Genomic DNA, 22,707 nt, shown 5'->3' on the forward strand with positions numbered 1-22,707 from the left:
AAATTTTTTTCGCAAGAATAAAAATATATAATTATGAATACTGTTTTTCAGTCAGTTACTAACTTGTCTTTATTCTATGATCTAACAGCGTAGCGGTCTTTTGTCTTTAGTCGGACAACAGTGTTTAAAAAGTTTACCCTTCCAATTCTTTCAAATATACTTCTCTTATTTTTTTGAATAAATCGGAAGAGTAGACAAAATCCGTAACTGCTTTGTTTTCAGTTACAAAAATTTCTTTATTAGTGCCTTCCCAAGCCTTGACACCATTTTGCAAGAAAAGAATCTTTTCACCAATTTCCATTACAGAATTCATATCGTGTGTGTTGATTACCGTTGTAATATTGTATTCGTCAGTAATTTCTTGGATTAAATTATCAATGACGATGGCAGTTTTTGGATCCAATCCAGAATTGGGTTCATCACAAAATAAATACTTCGGATTCATCACAATTGCTCTGGCAATGGCAACACGTTTTTGCATTCCTCCAGAAGCTTCCGCAGGATATTTATGATGTGCATCTACTAAATTGACACGATTCAATACAAAATCGACACGATCTTGCATTTCGCTTTTTGATTTATTGGAAAACATGCGCATCGGAAACATTACATTTTCAGAAATGGTCATAGAATCAAACAAAGCACTTCCTTGAAAAACCATTCCGATTTCAGTTCGCAAGTCGCGTTTTTCTTCATCAGATAAGTCTTTATAGTTTTTTCCATCAAAAAGAATATCGCCTTCTTCTGGTGTAAATAAACCTATGAGCGATTTTAAAAACACTGTTTTTCCTGAACCACTTTGACCGATAATCAAGTTGGTTTTTCCTTTCTCAAACGTTGTTGAAATTCCTTTTAAAATTTCAACACCATCAAAAGATTTTCGTATGTTTTTTACTTCGATCATTTGGTTAGTAATAATTGCGTGATGATGTAATTTATCAAAATAATAGCAACACTCGTCCAAACGAACGACGTTGTACTTGCTTTTCCAACTTCCAATGCGCCACCTTTCATATAATATCCGTAAAAGGAAGGAATGGTTGCTAATACAAACGCGAATAAGAACGTTTTAATAAAAGCATAGGTAATATGGAATGGAATAAATTCGATCTGTAATCCTTCAATAAAATCAGCACTCGTTGAAAAACCTCCATAAATAGATGCTAACCAACCGCCAAGAATTCCTAAAAACATCGCTATTGTAATTACAAATGGATACAAGGATAAGGCAACAATTTTAGGGAAAACTAAATAGTTGAGTGAATTTACACCCATAACTTCCAACGCGTCAATTTGTTCTGTAACGCGCATCGTTCCTATACTAGACGTAATGAATGAACCTACTTTTCCTGCCATAATAATGGAAATAAACGTAGGCGCAAATTCTAAAATTACAGACTGTCGTGTGGCAAAACCAACAAGGTATTTCGGAATCAAAGGATTGTTAATGTTTAAGGCAGTTTGAATGGCAACAACACCACCTACGAAAAAGGATATAAAACATACAATTCCCATGGAACCAATGATTAAATCATCAATCTCTTTAAAAATAAGATTTCTTAGCATTGACCATTTGGTCATTTTGCTAAATACGCTTTTCAACATCAAAAAATAGCGTCCTATATTTTCTAGGTAAATCATGGGTTAAAAATACATCATTCGGGTAACCTAATAAAATAATTTACGGATTTAATGTTTAGTTAAATGGTATTTGATATAAAACAATTATTTTTGAACTGATTTTGTATTTTCTAAGAAATAGAAAAGTCAAGTGGAGTTTAATAATACAAGTACGTCTCAACATGAAAAAAGTTATCTTTTTTAGCATCCTATCTTTCGCTTTTATACAATGTGTATCTGTAAAGCAAAACATAAAAACTACCTCAAAAACTGCTGATTTAACTACTGAAAATACGACATCACCAAAATTAGTGATTGGTATTGTAGTTGATCAGATGCGCTATGATTATTTAACACAGTTTGACGCTAAATATAGTGAAGGTGGATTTAAACGCATGCTAAATGGTGGTTATAATTGCAAGAACAATCACTATAATTATATACCAACGTATACCGGACCTGGTCATGCTTCCGTATACACAGGAACAACGCCAGAAAATCATGGAATTATAGGAAATAATTGGTATGATAAGTTTATAAAAGATGAAGTGTATTGTACTTCAGATGAAAATTATACTTCTGTTGGTGTTGAAGGAAAGTATGAAGGGAAAATGTCGCCACACAGAATGCTAACGACAACGATCACAGATCAATTGCGTTTGGCAACACAACAACGCGGAAAAGTAATTGGAATTGCAATTAAGGATAGAGGTGCTATTTTGCCCGCTGGTCATGCCGCAAATGGTGCATATTGGTTTTATGGAAAAGATAAAGGAAACTGGATTACAAGTACATATTACCTAAATACATTGCCAACTTGGGTACAAGAATTTAATGCTGCTGATGAAGCTGAAAAATATATGAAACCTTGGAATACGTTGTATGATATTAGTACATATACAGAAAGTGGTCCTGATGGAAACATTTTTGAAGGAACATTTAGAGGAAAAAAGAATTCACTTTTCCCTTATGATTTGCCAGCGTTAAAAGATAAGAATGGCGGATTTGATATTTTGAAAGCAACTGCTTATGGAAACAGCTTAACAACTGATTTTGCTATCGCAGCTATTAAAGGAGAACAATTAGGACAAGATACTGATACCGATTTCTTAGCCGTAAGTTACTCAAGTACAGATTATGTTGGACATACATTTGGAGTAAATTCTAAAGAAATTCAAGATACCTATATTCGTTTGGATAAAGATATTGAGCGTTTGTTTGCTGCATTAGATGAGCAAGTTGGAAAAGGAAATTATACTATTTTCTTAACCGCAGATCACGCGGCAGTTCATGTGCCAACGTATTTGCAAAGCATGAAGATTCCGGCTGGATATTTCAAGACTTCAGAATTAGAAGATTATTTAATTGATTTCTTAAACACAACCTACGGAAGTAAAGAATTGATTGAAGAAATTTCTAATAACCAAATCTTTTTAAATCATACAGAAATAAAACGTTTAAACCTTTCAGCAACAGCTATTGAAAATGGATTGAAACAAAAATTGTTAGCGTATGATAAAGTTGCAAAAGTGTATACACGTACAACCTTGACAAGTAGTGAATTTACTACTGGAATTGCAGCGGCATTGCAAAAAGGATTCAGTCAAAAACGTTCGGGAGATGTTTGTTATGTATTAGATATTGCCACCATTTCGTACGGACGCACAGGTTCAACACATGGTTCTGGATTTAATTATGATACACACGTTCCGTTGTTATTCTATGGAAATGGAATTCAGCAAGGCGCAACTTTAGCTCGAACAGAAATTACAGATATTGCACCAACAATTGCAGCGTTATTACAAATTTCGTTTCCAAATGCAGCGACGGGAAATCCAATACAAGCTGTATTAAAAAATTAACTTTTAAGTCGTTCCTTTATAGGATTCAAACATAGAAAGTACTTTTTTTCTATTTCGAACAGAAATTAGGATTTCAGCATCGTTACTCATGCGAACAGCTCCGTTAATCGTAACACCTTTCACATGTTTAGCGTTGACCAATACCGATCGGTGTACTCTGAAAAAAGAATCATCTTCGATAAAACTTTCAATTCGTTTCAGATTTTTAGCGGAGAGAAATTGATCACCTTGAACAGTGTGAACAAACGTGTAACTTCCGGAAGCTTCACAATATAAAATGTCTGAAATTTTTATAGGAACATACTCTTTGTTTATAATGATCGTAAGAACCTGATTTTTGGCTTTGATTTGATTTTTAAATGCCTGATACTTTTTTATATCAAAAGCAGAACGCTTCAAAACATACATATCTAGCACTTTTTTTATCTCGTCTTCTTGTATCGGTTTGTTAAGGTAATAGAACGCAAAATAGTCCATTGCGCGTTCCTTGTAATCTAAAAAACCTGTGGTAAAAATCACCTCAAATGTCATGTTTCCTTTCAAACGATCTAATACATCAAAACCACTTCCGTCAAGTAATTCTATGTCCATAAACAAAATATCTGGCGTTTCGGCCTCTATCATCTTTACAGCATCGTCAACGTTTGTTGCCCAACCAAGAATGGTAATATTTGGATGATTTCGTTTTAAAATAGATTGTAAATATTCCATAGAAGATTTTTCATCTTCAATGATAATTGCGTTAATCATGTATTTTCTTTTTGCGTGATTGGGGTTTTTTGAAAGGTAATAATGACAGCAAAATACGGTTATTTTATGAAAGAATGTAGTTTTTTGTAAAAACAAGCAGTACTACCTGCTAATTTTCGTACTATTTAACGTTAGTTCGATATAAGTTTACTCAAATGAAATTTTGAACATATTTTCAAAATAAGTGCTAAGTATTTGATTTTCATTTTTTTTATTTTCGTTTTCTTTGCTCGCACAAAGAAAACGAAACAAAAGAAAGTGCGCTTTTCCAGAGGTATTTTTAGTTTTTCTTTTAGGGAAAAACTAAAACCGCATGAATTTTTCTAAATTTTCTCCAAGGATTCGAAAATTCTTAACGAAAAATCCCTGCTATACTGCGGAAAAGACAAAAAACACTCTGAAATTTTATGTCGAACTCATGCTATTTAATGAAGAAGAACTGTTTTAATTTATTCAGCATTTGCGTTCGTCTGTACGTGCGAATGAAATCTGCTTGCGCAGGAGTTACCATTTTAGGTATTTTTGATTTCTTTGCAGCGAAAAAACCGTTCATATATCCTATGAAAACGGAGAAACTTTTCTTTTTGAGTGCAATTTTGAAAGATGAAATTAATGAAATCCAAAATCCATAACCTAATTTATAGAAAACTTCGCCATGTTTGTTATGAACTTGTTGTTTGTAAGCGTTTCCAGTAGGTTTTAAATGTTTTACGTGGAGTGCTTTATCAACATGAACTTTCCAGTTATAAAAACGAGCTAAAAGTACATCTGCCGTGTCCCAACCTAATGATTTTTGCAAGCCGCCAATTTGTTCAAAACATGCTTTTCGATAGGCTTTAAAAGGTCCGCGCACATGATTTTTATCAGCAATGGTTTCATAAATCCAAGTGCCGTTTTTCTCAATATACGCCAAACCGCCAGCTACACCAATGGTGGAATCATCTTTAAAATGACCACAAATTATTTCGAAATAAGTGTTGGGTAAAATGATATCTGCGTCCAATTTTACGATGATATCAAAATCAGCATCAAGTGTTTCAAAACCTTTGTAAAACGCGTTGATTACTTTGCTTCCTGGCAAATGTTCGTCTGTCGAATTTGTATTTACTTTCGTGATAAACGCATGCTGATTTGTAAACTCGTCAATAATACGTTCTGTTGCATCGGAAGAGTTATCATTGACAACCACCACTTTTTTTGGAAGCAACGTTTGTTGCACAATAGAAGTGAGCGTTTGCTGAATAAACGCTTCTTCATTGTGTGCAGGAATGACCATGTAATAGTTCATAAATTATGGGTTGCGTTCTGCATATACAGCGTAATAACGTGGAATTAAATGTCGCAACAACGGACGTGGCGCAATTGATGGAAGCGCAGGATTTGCCCACTTTTTAGTTTTTTTGATTTCCCAACCTGATTTTTCAAGAAGCCAATCAAATTGCCAATCTTCAAACTCATTATAAAGTCTATCTCGCTGATTATTTTTACGTCTGTACACACTAGCAAACCACAAACGCAAGGGAACTGTGAGCACTATTTTTTTCGCTTTTATTTCTTTTAATATGTTAAAAGGTGCGACTGAGTATTCAAAAACTTCAAAAGCAGTGACTACTTCTGCATCACTATTTTGCACGGAAGAGAAATCTTCATCTAAATCTTCGCCTTTTGTATTTTCAACAGTGTACCCTTCTTTTTTCATGATTTCAGAAAAAGGATTTGGTTCGCCTAAGTCTAAAATTTTTGAATTGTCAGGAATGACTTCTTTCAAAAACTCGAGTCTATAACGATCACGTTTATTTGGATACAATTTACTGTTCATGTACTGAAAATGTTGCTTACTACAAATATATGTAAAAGATTCGTTAGATTGCCTGCATTGAGCGAAGTCGAAATGTTAGATTGTTAGATTGCCTGCATTGAGCGAAGTCGAAATGTTGGGTTTTGGGCAATCGAAACTCATTTGAAACATTAAACGAATAGTTTTTCCCCTCGATGAACTATTTTGAAGTATCATATTCACATTCAAAAATGTTAAGTTAACGCTTATTTGCGATGTTTTAAAGATTATAACCCTTGAAAGACTATTTATGAGCGTAACAAAACTCCTTCGAAGCATTAATTTAATACTTTCAACCCATACCGAATGCCTTCGAAGCTATAAATTATCGAATATTTACTATAACTTAAGACTTGAAACTCGCACATAACTATTTATAAACGTCACTGAAATACTTCGAAGTGTTATTTTACTTCTTTGAAAGGTTCTTTTGTGGGGTATATGCCTTAACGGAAGTCGTAAATCCTGTAGTGTAATGGGTAAAATGGTAAGAAATTGGGTGGATTACGGGAAACCTCATTGTGTATGTGTGAGTTTTGTTTTACTTTTAGCTGTAAATTAAAGAGATAACTTTATCTGATACTAGTTATTACAAATTCAACATCCATGAATACAGCAGAAATTAGTGAAATTTTCAAAAAACCATTAGATAAATTATTTGGGCTAATTGGAGATGAGTTAACACAAACCTTTTCGAATAGATTACTTGAATACCAAGTTGAAGAATATAAAAGAAATTATTGGTCTAAAACTATTCTACATCGCTCAACACCAAAGCCTTTGCGTGAATTTTATGAACCGCTCTATATCTGTAAACCTAATAGCTCAAAACGAATCCCTACAAACTCTACAACTAACTTATTTAAGAATAGAAATTATATTACATTAATTGGAAATGCAGGCAGTGGAAAAAGTACAATGATTAAGTACTTATTTACAAACTGTTTTGAAGAAAAATACAAAATTCCAATAAAGATAGAATTGCGCTACCTTAACGAGTACGATGGAAGATTAAATGATTATATATTTAATGAGATTTTTCAATTTCAAAAGTTAGGGTTTTCAAATACTATTATTGATCGGATGCTATGTGTTGGACAATTCATTTTTTTTCTAGATGGATACGATGAAATTAGTTCTAAAATCAAAGAAAAGACTACAAAAGATATTGACTCCTTTGTAACAAAGTATCCGAAAAATAATTATGTTTTAACATCGAGACCTCATACCCATATTGAAACATTACCTTTATTTGAGAACTACATGGTTTCCGAATTGCAGGAAGATGAAATTGCTTCTTTTGTAAAAAAACAAATACCAGTTCAAGAAAATGAATTAACAGAAAAAATTATTGAAACAATAAGTAAACGTGAAAATGAATCATATCAAGCATATCTAAGTAATCCACTTTTATTATCGATGTTTATTCTTACATTTCAATCATACTCTGATATTCCACAAAAGAGAAGTGACTTTTATGATCAAGTATTTGACACCTTATATTCCCTTCACGATAGTGTATCGAAACTTGCATTCGTTAGAGAAAAAATATGTGGATTATCAAAAGAGCAATTTGAAGAAGTCCTCCAACTATTTTCTTTTTTATCTTTTTTTGAAGAAAAATTTATTTTTCCAAATAACTATATTACAAATAAGCTGGAGTTTATAAAATCAAAAAAAAATAATTTAAAATTTGATAACTCAAAAATTATAACCGACTTACAAGTTGCAATTGGAATTCTAAATAGAGAAGGTGTAGATTATACCTTTCCACATCGTTCATTGCAAGAGTATTTTGCAGCTACTTACATTTCTAAACTAGACGATAAAAACAAGAAAAATGTATACAAAAAAATAGTTTCTGGTATAGTAAATAAAAAAAATGTATTCAATAGATCTAGTCGTGAGCATTTCTATATTCTTTTAGCTGAGATTGATGAAAAAAAAGTCATTCAGTATGCTATATTACCATTTATAAATTCTTTCGATACAATAGAATATTTGGAAACACTAAATTATGATTTGATAATATCGGATTTTGTTAAAATAAAAGCCGTTTATTATGCCTTCAATTATATATTAAATTCAGCCGAACTTATGATTCTGGATAAAAAAATGAATAAAAAATTTCATGCGAAAAGACAAAGTCACATGGTAAAGTTTGGAGAATTATCTGAGAAAGATGATGAAATACTCGGTGAAGAAATCAGAAAGGATATAGCTAAGAATCACTTGAAACCATTCCTAAAAACATTCATTCCTACAATGAAAAATCAAGGAGAAAAACTTGCTAATTACTTGACTCAAGAACAAAACAGTGATTCTGAAATAATAGGAATGATTAAATAGTGTTAGTTAATATTTTTAAATTAATATTAAGCATTTGAAAAAACCCTAAGGCATACTACTAAAAACCTGCAACACCTTCCCGTTTCAGAATCCATTTCACAAAAGTAAAATATTTGTAATTTGTCTGAGTTACCAAGATTTGGTATATTTGAGTAAACTTATAATCAAAATGGGGAAAAACACATCAATATCATTGGGAAATCATTTTGAAGAATTTATTAACGATGAATTGAAATCTGGACGTTATAGCTCAGTCAGCGAAGTTATTCGGTCTGCTTTACGATTATTAGAAAGTGAAGAAAAGAAAGAAAGAGAGCTTATCAAAGCTCTTGAAATTGGTGAGCAAAGCGGATTCGTTGACGACTTTGATCCAACAGAAAACTTGAAAAATTTACATCGCCAATACTTATGAACAACAACTACCGAATAAGTAAACAAGCAATTAATGATTTGAATGCTATTTGGATGCACACTTTACATAAATGGTCAAAAAAGCAAGCAGATAGATATTACAGCTTAATCATCGAAGAGATTACATTTATTGCTGATAATTTTTCCATTGGGAAATCTGCAACACAAACCCGAAAAAATTACCGTGTAACCAAAGTTAAATCACATCTCATCTTTTATAAGAAAACTGACGATGACATTGTTGAAATTGTTAGAGTTCTACATCAAAGAATGGACATTAAAAAACGATTGAAATAACAGCTACAACTCTAAGGCGTACTACTAGAAACCTGCAAAATCTTCCCATTATAAAAGGTATTCCCATTCAACGAAAAATCATAAATATATTGCGCCATTTCTAAGGCTGTTAATGGTGCTTCATACCCTGGAAAAGCTTCTGCTAGCATTTCGGTTTGTACTGCGCCTAAAGCTAATACATTAAACGCGATTCCTGCGTCTTTGTGTTCCTCGGCTAGCAATTCTACCAACGTAATTACAGCGCCTTTAGACGAACTGTATGCCGCTAATCCTGGGAATTTCATGCTTCCTTGAATTCCGCCCATTGAACTAATCGTTACTACGTGACTTCCTTGTTTCATATACGGAATCAACACTCTGCTCAATTCGGCAACACCAAACACATTTACTTTATAAATCCACTCGAAATCTTCCATCGTAGTTTCTGCAAAAGGTTTGTTGAGTAACGCGCCTGCATTGTGAATCACCACATCCACTTGTTCCCAGTTTTCTTCTACAAACTCCGTTACTTTTGCATAATCTTCTGGCTTGCTTAAATCGAACGCAAGTGACGTTATATTTTCAAAAGTTAGGTTTGAAATTGGCTTTTCATTTCTAGAAAGTGCCAACACATTATACCCTGCATTTGCAAATAGATGTACCATTTCAAAACCGATTCCTCTACTTGTTCCTGTAATGATGATGTTTTTCATCTTATATATATTTTGTTTAATTCGTTAGTGAATTAAAATTTTAGATTAGAAGTTATTCTCGATACAATTTTTTGTCAATTTCGACTGCGTCAATTTGACAAAAAATCACTCGAATTGACGGCTTCTAGAATATAAATTACATTTTAATAACACTCTGTGTAACACAATTGCAATTGATAATTTCTGAGTTTCATCTTCAAATTGACAAATCTTCAAATCACATTTCGACTCTGCTCAATGTTCTTTACTAAAAAAAACAAAAATCAGTTACAAAACGCCATCTTCAAATTACCAAATTGACAAATCAACAAATCAACAAATCAACAAATTTATTCAGTATCCGCATTCAATCTAATCTCCTTAGTTTCTGCATTTACAGCTTTTTTAACCGCTGGAAGAAACGTATTTACAAATTTCGCCATATGATTGAAATCCATTGCATCCGATTCGTCTCCTACTTTATGATAATGATCAAAGTTTGTGAAATCAAACGTTGAAAATGATTGACAAGGCACATTAAATTCTTTGAAAAATGCATAGTTATCCGATCGCATAAACAATCTGTATTCGCCTGCTTTTGGCAAGAATCCTGCAATCTTCTTTCCTGCGTATTCGTTCATTTTCTCCGCCAAATTTGACTTATCAAATCCTGTTACATATGCTGTGTAATCTTTACCTACCAAAGGAACGCCAACCATTTCATAATTCAACATTAAATACAAATCTATATTTTTCGCTTTTAAAGTTTCTGCTAAGTGTTTTGAACCTAACAAGCCTTTTTCTTCCGCAGAGAATAACGTAAATAAGATGCTTCTTTTGTTACTTTTAGTTTTCGCGAAGTATTTTGCCATCGTCAAAACGGTTCCAACGCCAGCCGCATTATCATTTGCTCCGTTTGCAATACTATCGTTTCCTACTGGTTTGGCAAATCCGATGTGATCGTAATGCGCGCCAATAATGACAAATTCATTTTTTAACTTCGGATCAGTTCCTTCAATATATCCAATCACATTGAACGCATTTTTTCCTTGTACCGTAAAACTATCGCGATAGCTATCAAAATAAGGCTTCACGTTATTTTCCTTAAAGTAATTTTCAATATACGTCGCCGCTTTATCAATTCCGTCGCTTCCTGTATCTCTTCCTAGTAATTCGTCAGAAGCTAAATACGTGACAATATCGTCTACTTCTTGTGCTTGGATTACAATTTCTTTTGTTCCGCAAGAAGTTATAAATAAAGACACGAGGCAGATTCCAAGGATATTTTTTAAATGTTTCATAGATTTATTTTTTTGATTGATGATGAGTTGAAACCAAAAAAGGTTGTCTGAAAAATATTAGAAAGCGTCATTCTGAACTTGATTCAGAACCTCATCATCTTGATTTTCAATGATTATGGGAAACCGAATCAAGTTCGGTTTGACGAAATTTTCAACTTTTTAGACAACCTCTTGATATTGTAATATATGTTTATGCTAACATGGTCACAGGATTTTCTATATACTGTTTTACAGTTTGCAGAAATTGTGCGCCTGTTGCGCCGTCCACAGTTCTGTGATCGCACGCTAATGTTACTTTCATTGTGTTTCCTACGACAATTTCACCGTTTTTCACTACTGGTTTTTCTACAATAGTTCCAATTGATAAAATGGCTGAGTTTGGCTGATTTATGATCGAAGTGAATTCCAAGATTCCAAACATTCCTAAGTTCGAAATCGTAAATGTACTTCCGTCCATTTCTGCCGGAGAAATCTTTTTGCTTCTCGCTTTTCCTGCTAAATCTCGCACTTGACTTCCAATAGTTGTTAAACTCATTTGGTCTGCAAATTTCAATACAGGCACTAACAATCCTTCGTCAACTGCCACTGCGACACCTACGTGAATGTGTTTGTTATATGTTGTTGTTGCGTCATTCCAAGATGTATTTACTTGCGGATGTTTGCGTAATGCCATCGCGCAGGCTTTTACAATCATATCATTGAATGATACTTTGATATCTGGAATTGCGTTGATTGTTTTTCGGGAAGCAATTGCGTTGTCCATGTCCAATTCTACCGTAAGGTAATAATGTGGTGCCGTAAATTTAGATTCTCCTAAACGACGCGCAATGGTTTTACGCATTTGCGAGTTTTTCACTTCTTCGCTGCTTTCTTCTCCTGCTGGTACAAAAGGAGCTACTACTGCCGTTTCTTTTGCTGCTGCTGGAGCTGAAGTTGCTTTTGGAGCTACTTTTGCCGCTGGTGTGAAGTTTTCGATGTCACGTTTTATAATTCGTCCGTGATCGCCTGTTCCTTCTACTTCCGAAAGATTAATTCCTTTGTCTTCCGCAATTTTCTTTGCCAATGGCGAAGCAATGATTCTACCATCTGAAGAAGCGTTCCCAGAAGCTTTTGACGTTTCCGTTTTTTCTTCTATTTGCTTTTCCTCTGCTGGTTTTGAATCGTTTTTCTTGTCTTCTGAAGTTGTGGTTTCCGCTTTCGCTGAATTTGACTTTCCACTAGATTTTGCCGCTTTTAATACAGTATCAACATCCGTTCCTTTTTCACCAATAATAGCTAAAATGCTATCAACTGGTGCAGTTTCTCCTTCTTGAACACCAATGTATAATAGTGTTCCTTCTTGGAAAGATTCAAACTCCATCGTTGCTTTGTCTGTTTCAATCTCTGCAAGAATGTCTCCTTCTTCAATCGTATCTCCAACTTCTTTTAACCAAGAAGCTACAGTTCCTTCTTCCATCGTATCGCTCAATCTTGGCATGGTTACCACAATTGCGCCTGCTGGCATTTCAACACTTTTAGAAGCTTCCGCTTTTGGAGCTTCTTCAGTTTTCGTTTCAGAAGTTTTTGTTTTCTCTTCAGATTTATTTTCCGAAGTTTCTTCTTTAGTTTCTTTCTTTTCTCCCGAAGCACCTTTTACCAATGCATCTACATCTTCTCCTTCGTCACCAATAATAGCTAATAAAGTATCAACTGGTGCTGTTTCTCCTTCTTGCACACCAATGTATAAAAGTGTTCCTTCATGGAAAGATTCAAACTCCATCGTTGCTTTGTCAGTTTCAATCTCAGCAAGAATGTCACCTTCTACAATTTTATCACCTACTTTTTTTAACCATGAAGCTACAACACCTTCTTCCATCGTGTCGCTGAGTCTCGGCATGTTTATAATTTCTGCCATGTTTTATAGTTTATGAGGTAAAAATGGATAATCTTCTTGTTCGTATACTGCGTCATACATGAGGCTTTTTTCTGGATATGGAGAATCTTCTGCGAATTTCTCACATTCTTTTACCAATTTCTTTACTCGCTTATCCATTGCCTCTATTTCACTTTCCGTAGCGTATTTATTTTCTAATAATGTTTCCTTTACTTGTGTAATAGGATCTATTTTTTTGTATTCTGCTACTTCGTCTTTTGTTCTGTAATGTTGTGCATCTGACATTGAGTGACCTCTGTAACGGTATGTTTTCATTTCTAAAAATGTGGGTCCGTCACCGCGTCTTGCTCTTTCTACAGCTTCGCTTACTGCTTCTGCTACTTTCTCAGGATTCATTCCGTCAACGGGTCCACAAGGCATTTCGTATCCTAAACCAAGTTTCCAAATATCTGTATGGTTTGCCGTTCTTTCGACAGAAGTTCCCATGGCGTATCCATTGTTTTCACAGATGAATACTACGGGAAGTTTCCAGTTCATTGCCATGTTGAAAGTTTCGTGTAATGATCCTTGACGTACTGCGCCATCTCCCATATAACAAAGTGTGACTGCATTTCTTTTGAAGTATTTGTCAGCAAAAGCCAATCCAGCTCCTAAAGGAATTTGTCCACCAACAATTCCGTGTCCACCGTAAAATCCTTGTTTTGGTGCAAATATGTGCATAGATCCACCAAGTCCTTGTGAGGTTCCTGTTGCTTTTCCATACAATTCTGCCATTACTTTTTTAGGATCAACGCCCATTCCAATTGGCTGCACGTGATTTCTGTATGCAGTAATCATTTTATCTTTCGATAAATCCATTGCATGTAATGATCCTGCCAAAACAGCCTCTTGACCATTGTATAAGTGAAGAAATCCACGTACTTTTTGCTGAATGTATACAGCGGCTAGTTTGTCTTCAAATTTTCTCCAGAATAACATCTCCTCATACCATTTGAGGTATATTTCTTTAGTGATCTTTTCCATTTAGTTCAAATTGGTTGGCTTTGTTATTTTAAAAAAGTAACAATTCCATTTAAGGGTTTATAAACTTCCTGTTGTTTGTTTTTTCAATAAAACGAATAACAAAAATACTATTTTAAAAAGAAGTGGAAAAATGTAAAGGTCATTTATCTATGTTTTAACATGAATAATTATGTCGAAAACGATTTAGAAGACGTTATTTTGAAAAGGAAAGATTATTTTTAAATGGATTTAGACTCAATTTTGAAGATTTAATCATTGAGTTTACTTTAAAAGTAGCATTGAATATGAAATGTTAGTTCTTTAAATTATATTTCTTTTTGAACGCTGCCATTTTTTCATTTTCTATGGTTTCGTATTCTTTTTTTCTTTTTCAAGAAAAATAATACGATTCCAAAAACTCCAAAGAAACTAGCCAATATGAAATTACCTGATTGTTTTCTGTTTGTGAATAAAAATAGTATTAAAAAAGCTAAAGTTGAAAGTATTATCCATTCCATAATTTGTTGATTTTTTTATAGATTCATTTTCTATTGATTATTTTCATGAAATAAGAACTACAATAACAGAGCGCATATTCACTTACTATCAAGAATCAATAAATATAAATTAAAAAACTTATAAATTTTAAGTTACTGACGTTTAATTGAGAGAATTATACGCTTTTACAAATATGACTTATCAAAAATCAACGGTAATAAATCTTTCAATGAATTTGATTTCATGATTTTTCCTTCGCCGCCCATAAAGTAGATTTCAATGTCTGCATCTTGACGCATTTCGTATTCCGCAATGGCTTGTCTGCACGATCCACATGGAGGAATTGGTGTTTTGTTGATATGATTGTCCGAAGTTGCCGTAATAGCAATTTGCAGTATTTTAACACCTGGATATTCTGCGCCAGCGTGATAGATAGCAACACGTTCCGCGCATAAACCCGAAGGATATGCCGCATTTTCCTGATTGTTTCCAGAAACCACCACTCCATTTTCTAAAAGTAATGCCGCGCCAACTCTAAATTTAGAATACGGAGCATATGCCTTTTTTCGTGCTGTTACCGCACTTTCCATGAGTTTTTGTATGTTTTGAGGAAGTTCCTCTATGTTGTCATAACACGTTAGTGTCGTCGTAATTTTTATTTCCTGCATGTGAATTTTTGTTTTCTGCTTGACTGATTTCTTGCTCAAATCAAAATAGCTTAGAAATATAATGATTATTTATGAAACGGTGTGTTTTGGTTTTGGGTTTTGGGTGATCTCGCTTATGCTCGATTGCTTGTTTGTGTATTTGTTTTTCGTTGATTTGTTTTCTCACTACTTAATTCTCAATACTCAATTCTAATAACTCAATTCTAATTTTTTTTTGATTTGTTTTTTCGTTATTCGTTAGAAACTTACCTAATTAGCATTTGTTCTTTTAACTTTTAACTCTTAACTCTTAACTTTTCACTTTTAACTTTTAACTCTTAACTTTTAACTTTTAACTTATGTCCGTTATTTACGCCAAGCATCTCAATTCTAATAGCTCAATACTAATTTCCATGTAAACAAAAAACCTCTCAAGTTGCCCTGAAAGGTTTTAGTAATCTATTTATTTTGAATTTTATAATTCGTCGTATGTTTCTCCTAAGTTGAATGTTAATGAGAAACGTAAGGTGTTTTCTAATGGGTTTTTTACTTTTGATGCAGAGAATAAATATGAAACGTCAATTTTAACTGCGCTGTATTTGAATCCTGCTCCAAGCGTAAAGAATTTTCTAGCTCCTTTGATTTCACTTTCGTTGAAGTATCCTAAACGTAACGCGAATGAATCTTGGTACCAGTATTCTGCTCCTATTGCATATGTAAATTCTTTTAGTTCTTCACTGAAACCATCTGGTGCATCACCAAATGATTGAAAGATTCCCGATACGAAACCTACTTCGTCATCTTGTCCAGCAACAATGATTGTTGGTTCATTTTCATCTACGTTTGGCGTGTTTGGATCATCCGAATCTTGATTTCCATCGTCGTTCGTATCTACAAATCCGAGTTTTGGAGGTGTTGGAACTAATAGTTTGTTTACTTCAACACTTACTGCCAATTTGTTGTATTCATCAAAGATAAAGTCAAATCCACCACCAAGTTTTAAATTCGTTGGTAAGAAGTTTTCTTGACCTAAGTCGTCATATTTTAATTTTGGACCTAAGTTTGAAATGTTGAATCCACCTCTCCAACGTCCGTTGAAGTTGTCATACGCTACTTCTTCTGATTGATAGTACCCAGCAATGTCAACTGCAAATGTGCTTGCAGCGTTCGCTTCTGTATCTGGTTGCGATTGTAATTTTAAATCAGAACGCAAGAAACGACCTGTAACCGACATCGCGAATTGATCGCTTAATCGCAACGCATATGATGCATCAATAGCCAATTCGTTTGGTCTTTCAATTAATGGTGTAAAGTTTCCTATGTCCGCTTGTTGTTGTGTGATGATTTCTATTTCACCTAAACTAAAGTATTTGATACTTGCAGACCAAGCACTTCTTTCACTTATTCTGTTGTAAAACGTAAGATTTCCTAGAAATATGTCATTTACTAAGTCACTTAAGTATGGCGTGTAACTGATTCCAATTCCAATTTGATCTTTTACAAAAGCATATTTTGCAGGATTCCATTGTTGCGAATATGTATCTGGCGATGTTGCAACTCCCAATTCTCCCATACCTGCTGCTCTTGCATCTGGCGTGATGAGTAGGAAAGGAACTCCTGTTGTGATTACTCTTGTGTCATTTGGATTTACAACCGTTGTTTGTGCAAACATTCCTAATGGGATTATACACAATATGGATAAAAGTATCTTCTTCATTCAGTTAAAATTTTAACAAATATAGTTTTTATTTATAGTATTACAAGTTTTTCAAATTTTTCAGCTTTCTGATTAGTTAACGCAGATTTCACGGTAATCTTGTATACATAGACACCTTTTGCTAATTTATCTCCGAAATCATCTTTCCCGTCCCACACAATATCTCTTGATAACGAACTGGAATTCTTACTACTAGCTCCAGCATTTGACTTCCCAATAAGTGTGCGTACAACTTTTCCAGAAATTGTAAATACTTGTACCATGATGTCAAGTTCGCTAGAACTGTTATGATTGAACCAAAATTCTGTGTAGCTCACAAAAGGATTTGGATAGTTTAATACATTGTTAATGGTCAGCGAGTTGTTTTCGTTGAATACTGTAAATTGTATTTCGGTCGTTGCCGAATTGTTATATACGTCCCACGCTTTTAGTAATAATGTATGTGTTCCTTCTTCTAAATCGCGCAATGGAAATTTTACAATTCCTTTTGTGTAATCGTTTAATTCTGTTTCGTAATAATCGTTTAAGACAAACGGATTGACTTCATCTCCATCAAGTATTGCTATAATATCATGTCCAATTCCACTTGCAGTATTGATTCCGTTATCATCTGATAGTTTGGCTAGTAGAAATGGTGATTCGTTCGTAATTCCACCAGAAACAAAACTTTCATCATTCATGAATAAGTTTACGAGCGGACCTTCATTGTCAATTGGTGCATTTTCATTGAGTTCTCCAACTTTGAAACTTTCGTTGAATCCTGTATGATCTTCTAAAATATCGTTTTTTTCTGCATAGAAACTGATTCTACCGTTTCCTACTGGAATTGTGATGTCTCTTGGCACTACAAATTCAAATTCGAAATTTCCGTCAACTACTGCTGCTTTTCCTCTGAATATGATTTCGCCCAATGTTTCAAAGTCTAATACAAATGGAAAGTCATTTGCTAAGGTTTGACGCTGAATTTTTTTGTCATAGATTGCTGAGAATACAGTTCCGTTGTATGTGTTGAGCAGATTTCCAAATTCGTCAGTAATGTTTCCTGCCATTTTTACTTTGCTGAGTGCTTTTAGCGTATCTGTTGGTTGTGTAATTGGCACATCGTTTATTGCCGTTAGGTTTACTCTTGGTTTCGGAATTGCCAGTTTTAATGCAGGATCTCCAATGTAAAATACCGTTCTTTTGTTACTTGTAGTTACTAATGTTTTTGTTTGGCGTAACGCTTCTGATATTGGCAAATATTCGTTAGAACCATACGAGAATAAATACCTGGCAAGTAATTGATTGATACTTACACCTACGTTTTGAAATATTTGTCGCGTGGTAGTTAGTAATGAAACTGCGCCGCCATTTTCATTCCAAAACATGAATTCTCCTGCTGTTTGCCGCAGCGGATTGTCAAATCGAGTGTATTCACAAGTAATTGTGATAAATAATGGAAGCCTACATTCGTTGGTCAATTCTTGTGAATCTCCTTTTTCGAATATTCGTTCTCCAGATAATCCATCTTCTCCACCATGTCCAAAGTAATTCACCACTAATGAACCTAATGCGATGTTATCTTTTATAGCTTCTTTTACTTCCGGATAACGCTCACCTGCAGCTGACGATTCTTGTACATACGCATCTGCATGAATTTTAGTTATATTGATAAATGGTTTGTTTTGCGCGATGGTATTTCCTAAAGCATCTAAATCGACTTCTAAGTCTTTGTCAGAATTGTTTTGAGCATCATCTGAAATAATAGTTACTGTATTTCTCCATCTTCCGTACGATTCTTTAGCGTAATAGGAAAGTGTTTTATCAACCATTTTTTTTGCTTGATTCGCATCCAAAATAAGCATTCTTCCAAAAGCAATATCTAAACGATCAGTAATGAACATTGTTCCTTCTTCTTCATCCATCATTCCATAAAAATCGTCTGTCATATAACCTCTTGTCAAGTTAAAACTATCATAGGCATGATATACAGGAACAATGTTGGTGTTTCCTTCTATTCTATCTTTGTAATCATAAGAAGCGTCACCAAACATACAAACATATTTTATCTTATTTTCATCAGTGCTTGCATTGTCATATACATATTTTAGAAAGTTACGAATGGCTCCAATATCAGGATTTCCTGTGTTGAACTCAGCGTAAATGCTTTTTAGCGTTACCACTTTTACAATCATTCCTGAGTTATTTCTGTGAAAATCAGCTAAACGTTCCGCTTGTGTGACAAAAGCTTCTGGCGAGATGATAATGTATTCAACATCTCCAGTTGCGAAAATGGTTCCTTTTAAGTCTTGATTTACAACTAAACTATTTGGCTCTAGCGTTGGCGTTAGAAATACAGTTGTATCTAACGCAATATATTCTCTGATTTCGCCCATAGAAGCTGCAAAAGAAAAGGTATTCGCACTTGCATCATTGGTCACTTTTTTTACATTCCATATGTCTGTTACGTCCCAAACTTGCGCAATATTAGAAGCATTAGAAATGACAAATTCGCCAATTCCCAATATACTTCCTGCATCGTTATAACGAAACTTAAATTGCTCATCAACTCCTGTCAACGTTCGTGTTGATGCGACTGTGATGTAATCTAAATATCCTACAGAACCTGCAACACCATTATTTTGATAGTTGAGCGTAATGCTTAAATTTTCAGAACTTACCGTTACTTCTTCTTCTATTAATCCTTGTCTTTCTGGCGGCAATCCTGAACTGATGTGTTGTGTAGCGTATGAAGAAGCATTTATTGGCGAAAAACTAAAGTTAAATATCGATTGTCCATTTGTGTCTTCAGCTGGTTGTCCATTTATTAATGTAGACATTGAAGTTGTACCATTTGATATTGCTGCTGGCTTTATTCCGATGCTAACAGGTTCAGTAGCAACTAAGTTTTGCAGTGTAAAATCGAATGTTTGTTCAGTATCAATATTAAATATTTCTCCAAACCATCTTCTTCCTAATTTTACAATATTAGCATTGTCTAATTCATGAAATTGATAGTCATCAAATTGCGTTATTGTTACATCTGGAGTTCCTGTAGGTTGCATTGCTTCTGCAATTCGTTTTCCATCTTGCGAACCATCCGCAGTAATGTAATAATATGTTTTGTTCGAATACGCATTGATATGTGTTTGACTATCTGAATTCCACTTTTTTGGTCCTTCAGCATAAAATAATACATAATCTTCTGCATTAAATTGTCCATCTTCTTCGCCAACAACTGTGATCGCGTTTTCAATAACGTCAAAATGTTCGTTTAAACTATTCAAATGTGGAATCATGCGTCCGCCATTTCCATAGATTTTTATTTTTCTCGGATTGATGTTTCCCGTATTTAAGCCTAATTGATTTAAGAAATCCGCATTTAGTCTATAAATCCCTGATTCTTCCAAAGAAAATTTATAGAAGTTTCCACTTGCTAATACGGAATTAGTAACCGCTTCGCTATTTTTGAATACAGAATTCGGTCTTCTGGCAAGAAAATTATAACTCACATCAAAACTGAGCACTTTCTTAACAATTCCGTTCTCATTAATTAATGGAGAAACAATTAACACATGTGCATTTTCACCTCTGGCACTAGAATTTGAAATTTGAAATTTGATAGTTGTTGGCAATTTTCGTTTGTCAATTGCGCCTAAATTCTGATTAGACATAGTTCCATATGCAACATTTTCAATCCGAATTGAATTTTTATTTACGCTCCGATCATCACTCCATTGTGCTATAAAACTAATAGTAGCATTGTCATTATACACAAAATATTCTTTGGTAAATGTAGGCAACGTAATCGTTGAACTTTCGTTAGAAAACTGAGCTGGTGTATCATTCCACACTAAATCAAAGTGCTTATTTTGAGCTTGAGCACTTATAAAAAGGATACCTATAAGGAAAGTAAGTTTTTTTTTCATTGCATATTTAACGGTAAATGAATCGAAATAGTATTCAATGTTTTAGCTATTTTATCAAAAAAACAAAATTAAGAATAATAAATAACAACTGTACTCGTTATATCAAAACTATTAATATTTGTGATGCTGGTAAAACAACTTATTAAATTTTGAAATAAATCTTGATATTTTACCTTTAATTGCTATATTGCAAACCCAAATTTCTTTCAATACTCAAGTCTTGACTATGAAAAAGCGTTCAATAAAAATTATACTACTTCTCGCAGTAGTTTCATTAGGATTTTTTAGTTGTAAAAGATCATCATCAAATAATACTTCAAGAGCCACAGGTTGGCGAATTGACGGTAAAGACGGTGGATTTACAGCCAACACTAAATACAAGGATCAGGAAACTGCTCCTGGATTGGTATTTGTGGAAGGTGGAACCTTTACAATGGGGAAAACCCAAGATGATCCTATGCACGATTGGAATAATACTCCAAATCAACAACATGTGCAATCCTTTTATATGGATGAAACAGAAGTTACCAATTTAATGTACACAGAGTACTTATATTGGACAAAAAGTGTTTTTCCTCCAGATGACCCAAGTTACAGAAACATTTATACAGGTATTTTACCTGATACTCTGGTTTGGAGAGATCGTTTAGGATTTAACGAAACGATGACAACAAACTATTTAAGACATCCCGGATATGCTGATTACCCAGTAGTTGGTGTAAACTGGATTCAAGCAGTTCAATTTTGTCAGTGGAGAACTGATAGAGTGAACGAATCTGTATTAGAACGCGAAGGCTATATTGCTAAAGGTGTAAAAACGGATAGTATTGAAGCAGGAAGCACATTTAGTACAGAAGCTTATTTAACAAGACCTAAAGAAACTTACGGTGGTAAGATTGATGATTATAAAGGTAGAATTGCTGACAAAGCGAGTAAGAAATCGAAAGATTCTACAGATGCAGACACAAACGTTTACGCTAAACGTACTTCTGGAGTAATTTTGCCAGAATATCGTTTACCAACAGAAGCTGAGTGGGAATATGCTGCTAAAGGTTTAGATGGATTAAGAGAGTACAACAATGTACGTGGTCGTAAAAAATATCCTTGGAAAGGTGAGTTTACAAGAAGCGGAAACAGAAAAAGACGTGGAGATCAGTTAGCAAACTTCAAACAAGGAAAAGGAGATTACGGTGGAATCGCAGGTTGGTCTGATGATGGTGCTGATATTACTGCAAGAGTAAAATCATATCCTCCAAATGATCACGGATTATATGATATGGCTGGTAACGTAGCAGAATGGGTTGCTGATGTATATCGTCCAATTGTTGACGATGAAGCAAATGATTTCAACTACTATCGTGGAAATGTGTACACAAAAAATAAAATCAACGATCAAGGAACTGTTGAAATTGTTGAAGCTGGAAGTATAAAATATGATACGTTAGCAAATGGTAGAATTATGGCAAGAAATCTTCCTGGTCAATTAGCACAAGTTGATGTTGACGAGAAAGAAACGTACTTAAGAACAAACTTTAGTAAGTCTGACAACAGAAACTACCGAGATGGAGATACTGCTTCTTCAAGATATTTTGACCGATTCAACGATGATGATGAAGGTGGAGAATCTGATGCAAAACGTATGTACAACGCACCAAAACACGTTGTAGATTCTGATTCAACAGGAATGGTTAGACAATTTGATAAGTCTGACTCAAGAACTACATTAATTGACGATAATGTTCGTGTATACAAAGGTGGTTCATGGAAAGATAGAGCATACTGGATTGATCCTGCGCAAAGAAGAGCGTTCCCAGAATATATGGCAACTTCTTATATTGGATTTAGATGCGCAATGTCTAGAGTTGGTTCTAAATCACAAGGAAACAAAAGACCAAGAAAATAATAATTACATACATTTTATGTATAGTACTAGAAAAAGCCCTGATACATTCAGGGCTTTTTTT

17 protein-coding genes are annotated in these 22,707 nt (G+C 34.1%); 5 read left to right on the forward strand and 12 right to left on the reverse strand.

The features are described 5' to 3' along the window. Positions 1 to 133 precede the first annotated feature (133 nt). Together IMCC3317_RS09875 and IMCC3317_RS09880 are read right to left on the reverse strand one after the other, a co-directional pair. The gene (locus IMCC3317_RS09875; protein WP_160129349.1) at positions 134 to 904 is read right to left on the reverse strand and encodes an ABC transporter ATP-binding protein; all 771 of its coding nucleotides are present in this window, start codon (positions 902 to 904) and stop codon (positions 134 to 136) included. Then, positions 901 to 1,641 (reverse strand): MlaE family ABC transporter permease, encoded by a 741-nt coding sequence (locus IMCC3317_RS09880; RefSeq protein ID WP_160129350.1) that lies wholly within the window; start codon positions 1,639 to 1,641, stop codon positions 901 to 903. Before IMCC3317_RS09880 ends, IMCC3317_RS09875 begins: the two co-directional genes overlap by 4 nt. Positions 1,642 to 1,802: 161 nt before the next feature. Between IMCC3317_RS09880 and pafA the strand changes: the two genes are divergently transcribed. Beyond that, the gene (pafA, locus tag IMCC3317_RS09885) at positions 1,803 to 3,482 is read left to right on the forward strand and encodes an alkaline phosphatase PafA (RefSeq protein WP_160129351.1); all 1,680 of its coding nucleotides are present in this window, start codon (positions 1,803 to 1,805) and stop codon (positions 3,480 to 3,482) included. Positions 3,483 to 3,485: 3 nt separating this feature from the next. Here the strand turns inward: pafA and IMCC3317_RS09890 are convergent, their stop codons facing one another. The 3 genes from IMCC3317_RS09890 to IMCC3317_RS09900 form a co-directional block, all read right to left on the reverse strand. Continuing rightward, on the reverse strand, positions 3,486 to 4,232 hold the full coding sequence (locus IMCC3317_RS09890; RefSeq protein ID WP_160129352.1) for a LytR/AlgR family response regulator transcription factor: 747 nt from the start codon (positions 4,230 to 4,232) through the stop codon (positions 3,486 to 3,488). Positions 4,233 to 4,653: 421 nt separating this feature from the next. After that, on the reverse strand, positions 4,654 to 5,520 hold the full coding sequence (locus IMCC3317_RS09895) for a glycosyltransferase (RefSeq protein ID WP_160129353.1): 867 nt from the start codon (positions 5,518 to 5,520) through the stop codon (positions 4,654 to 4,656). Between the two features lie 3 nt (positions 5,521 to 5,523). Continuing rightward, positions 5,524 to 6,051 (reverse strand): methyltransferase domain-containing protein, encoded by a 528-nt coding sequence (locus IMCC3317_RS09900; RefSeq protein WP_160129354.1) that lies wholly within the window; start codon positions 6,049 to 6,051, stop codon positions 5,524 to 5,526. Positions 6,052 to 6,675: 624 nt separating this feature from the next. Between IMCC3317_RS09900 and IMCC3317_RS09905 the strand changes: the two genes are divergently transcribed. The 3 genes from IMCC3317_RS09905 (at position 6,676) to IMCC3317_RS09915 (ending at position 9,126) form a co-directional block, all read left to right on the forward strand. Beyond that, positions 6,676 to 8,418, forward strand: a complete 1,743-nt coding sequence (locus IMCC3317_RS09905) for an NACHT domain-containing protein (protein ID WP_160129355.1) — start codon at positions 6,676 to 6,678, stop codon at positions 8,416 to 8,418. Positions 8,419 to 8,587: 169 nt separating this feature from the next. After that, on the forward strand, positions 8,588 to 8,830 hold the full coding sequence (locus IMCC3317_RS09910) for a type II toxin-antitoxin system ParD family antitoxin (protein WP_160129356.1): 243 nt from the start codon (positions 8,588 to 8,590) through the stop codon (positions 8,828 to 8,830). Further along, positions 8,827 to 9,126, forward strand: a complete 300-nt coding sequence (locus tag IMCC3317_RS09915) for a type II toxin-antitoxin system RelE/ParE family toxin (RefSeq protein ID WP_160129357.1) — start codon at positions 8,827 to 8,829, stop codon at positions 9,124 to 9,126. Before IMCC3317_RS09910 ends, IMCC3317_RS09915 begins: the two co-directional genes overlap by 4 nt. A gap of 11 nt (positions 9,127 to 9,137) precedes the next feature. Here the strand turns inward: IMCC3317_RS09915 and IMCC3317_RS09920 are convergent, their stop codons facing one another. The 7 genes from IMCC3317_RS09920 to porU all read right to left on the reverse strand — a co-directional run bounded on the left by IMCC3317_RS09920 (position 9,138) and on the right by porU (position 20,743). Next, positions 9,138 to 9,818 (reverse strand): SDR family NAD(P)-dependent oxidoreductase, encoded by a 681-nt coding sequence (locus tag IMCC3317_RS09920; protein WP_160129358.1) that lies wholly within the window; start codon positions 9,816 to 9,818, stop codon positions 9,138 to 9,140. 329 nt (positions 9,819 to 10,147) lie between these two features. Beyond that, positions 10,148 to 11,098 (reverse strand): M28 family metallopeptidase, encoded by a 951-nt coding sequence (locus tag IMCC3317_RS09925; protein ID WP_160129359.1) that lies wholly within the window; start codon positions 11,096 to 11,098, stop codon positions 10,148 to 10,150. 190 nt (positions 11,099 to 11,288) lie between these two features. After that, positions 11,289 to 12,992, reverse strand: coding sequence for a pyruvate dehydrogenase complex dihydrolipoamide acetyltransferase (locus tag IMCC3317_RS09930; protein WP_160129360.1), 1,704 nt, complete (start codon positions 12,990 to 12,992; stop codon positions 11,289 to 11,291). A gap of 3 nt (positions 12,993 to 12,995) precedes the next feature. Then, complete coding sequence (pdhA, locus tag IMCC3317_RS09935) at positions 12,996 to 13,994, reverse strand: pyruvate dehydrogenase (acetyl-transferring) E1 component subunit alpha (RefSeq protein WP_160129361.1); 999 nt, start codon at positions 13,992 to 13,994, stop codon at positions 12,996 to 12,998. A gap of 662 nt (positions 13,995 to 14,656) precedes the next feature. Next, complete coding sequence (cdd, locus tag IMCC3317_RS09940; protein WP_160129362.1) at positions 14,657 to 15,139, reverse strand: cytidine deaminase; 483 nt, start codon at positions 15,137 to 15,139, stop codon at positions 14,657 to 14,659. A 454-nt stretch (positions 15,140 to 15,593) separates the two neighbouring features. After that, positions 15,594 to 16,835 (reverse strand): type IX secretion system outer membrane channel protein PorV, encoded by a 1,242-nt coding sequence (gene porV / locus IMCC3317_RS09945; RefSeq protein WP_160129363.1) that lies wholly within the window; start codon positions 16,833 to 16,835, stop codon positions 15,594 to 15,596. A gap of 32 nt (positions 16,836 to 16,867) precedes the next feature. Next, the gene (gene porU, locus IMCC3317_RS09950) at positions 16,868 to 20,743 is read right to left on the reverse strand and encodes a type IX secretion system sortase PorU (RefSeq protein ID WP_160129364.1); all 3,876 of its coding nucleotides are present in this window, start codon (positions 20,741 to 20,743) and stop codon (positions 16,868 to 16,870) included. A 226-nt stretch (positions 20,744 to 20,969) separates the two neighbouring features. Here porU and gldJ point away from each other — a divergent pair, with 226 nt between their 5' ends. Next, complete coding sequence (gene gldJ / locus IMCC3317_RS09955) at positions 20,970 to 22,646, forward strand: gliding motility lipoprotein GldJ (protein WP_160129365.1); 1,677 nt, start codon at positions 20,970 to 20,972, stop codon at positions 22,644 to 22,646. The last annotated feature ends 61 nt before the right edge of the window (positions 22,647 to 22,707 follow it).

The sequence above is a fragment of the Kordia antarctica genome (assembly GCF_009901525.1).
Taxonomy (GTDB): domain Bacteria; phylum Bacteroidota; class Bacteroidia; order Flavobacteriales; family Flavobacteriaceae; genus Kordia; species Kordia antarctica.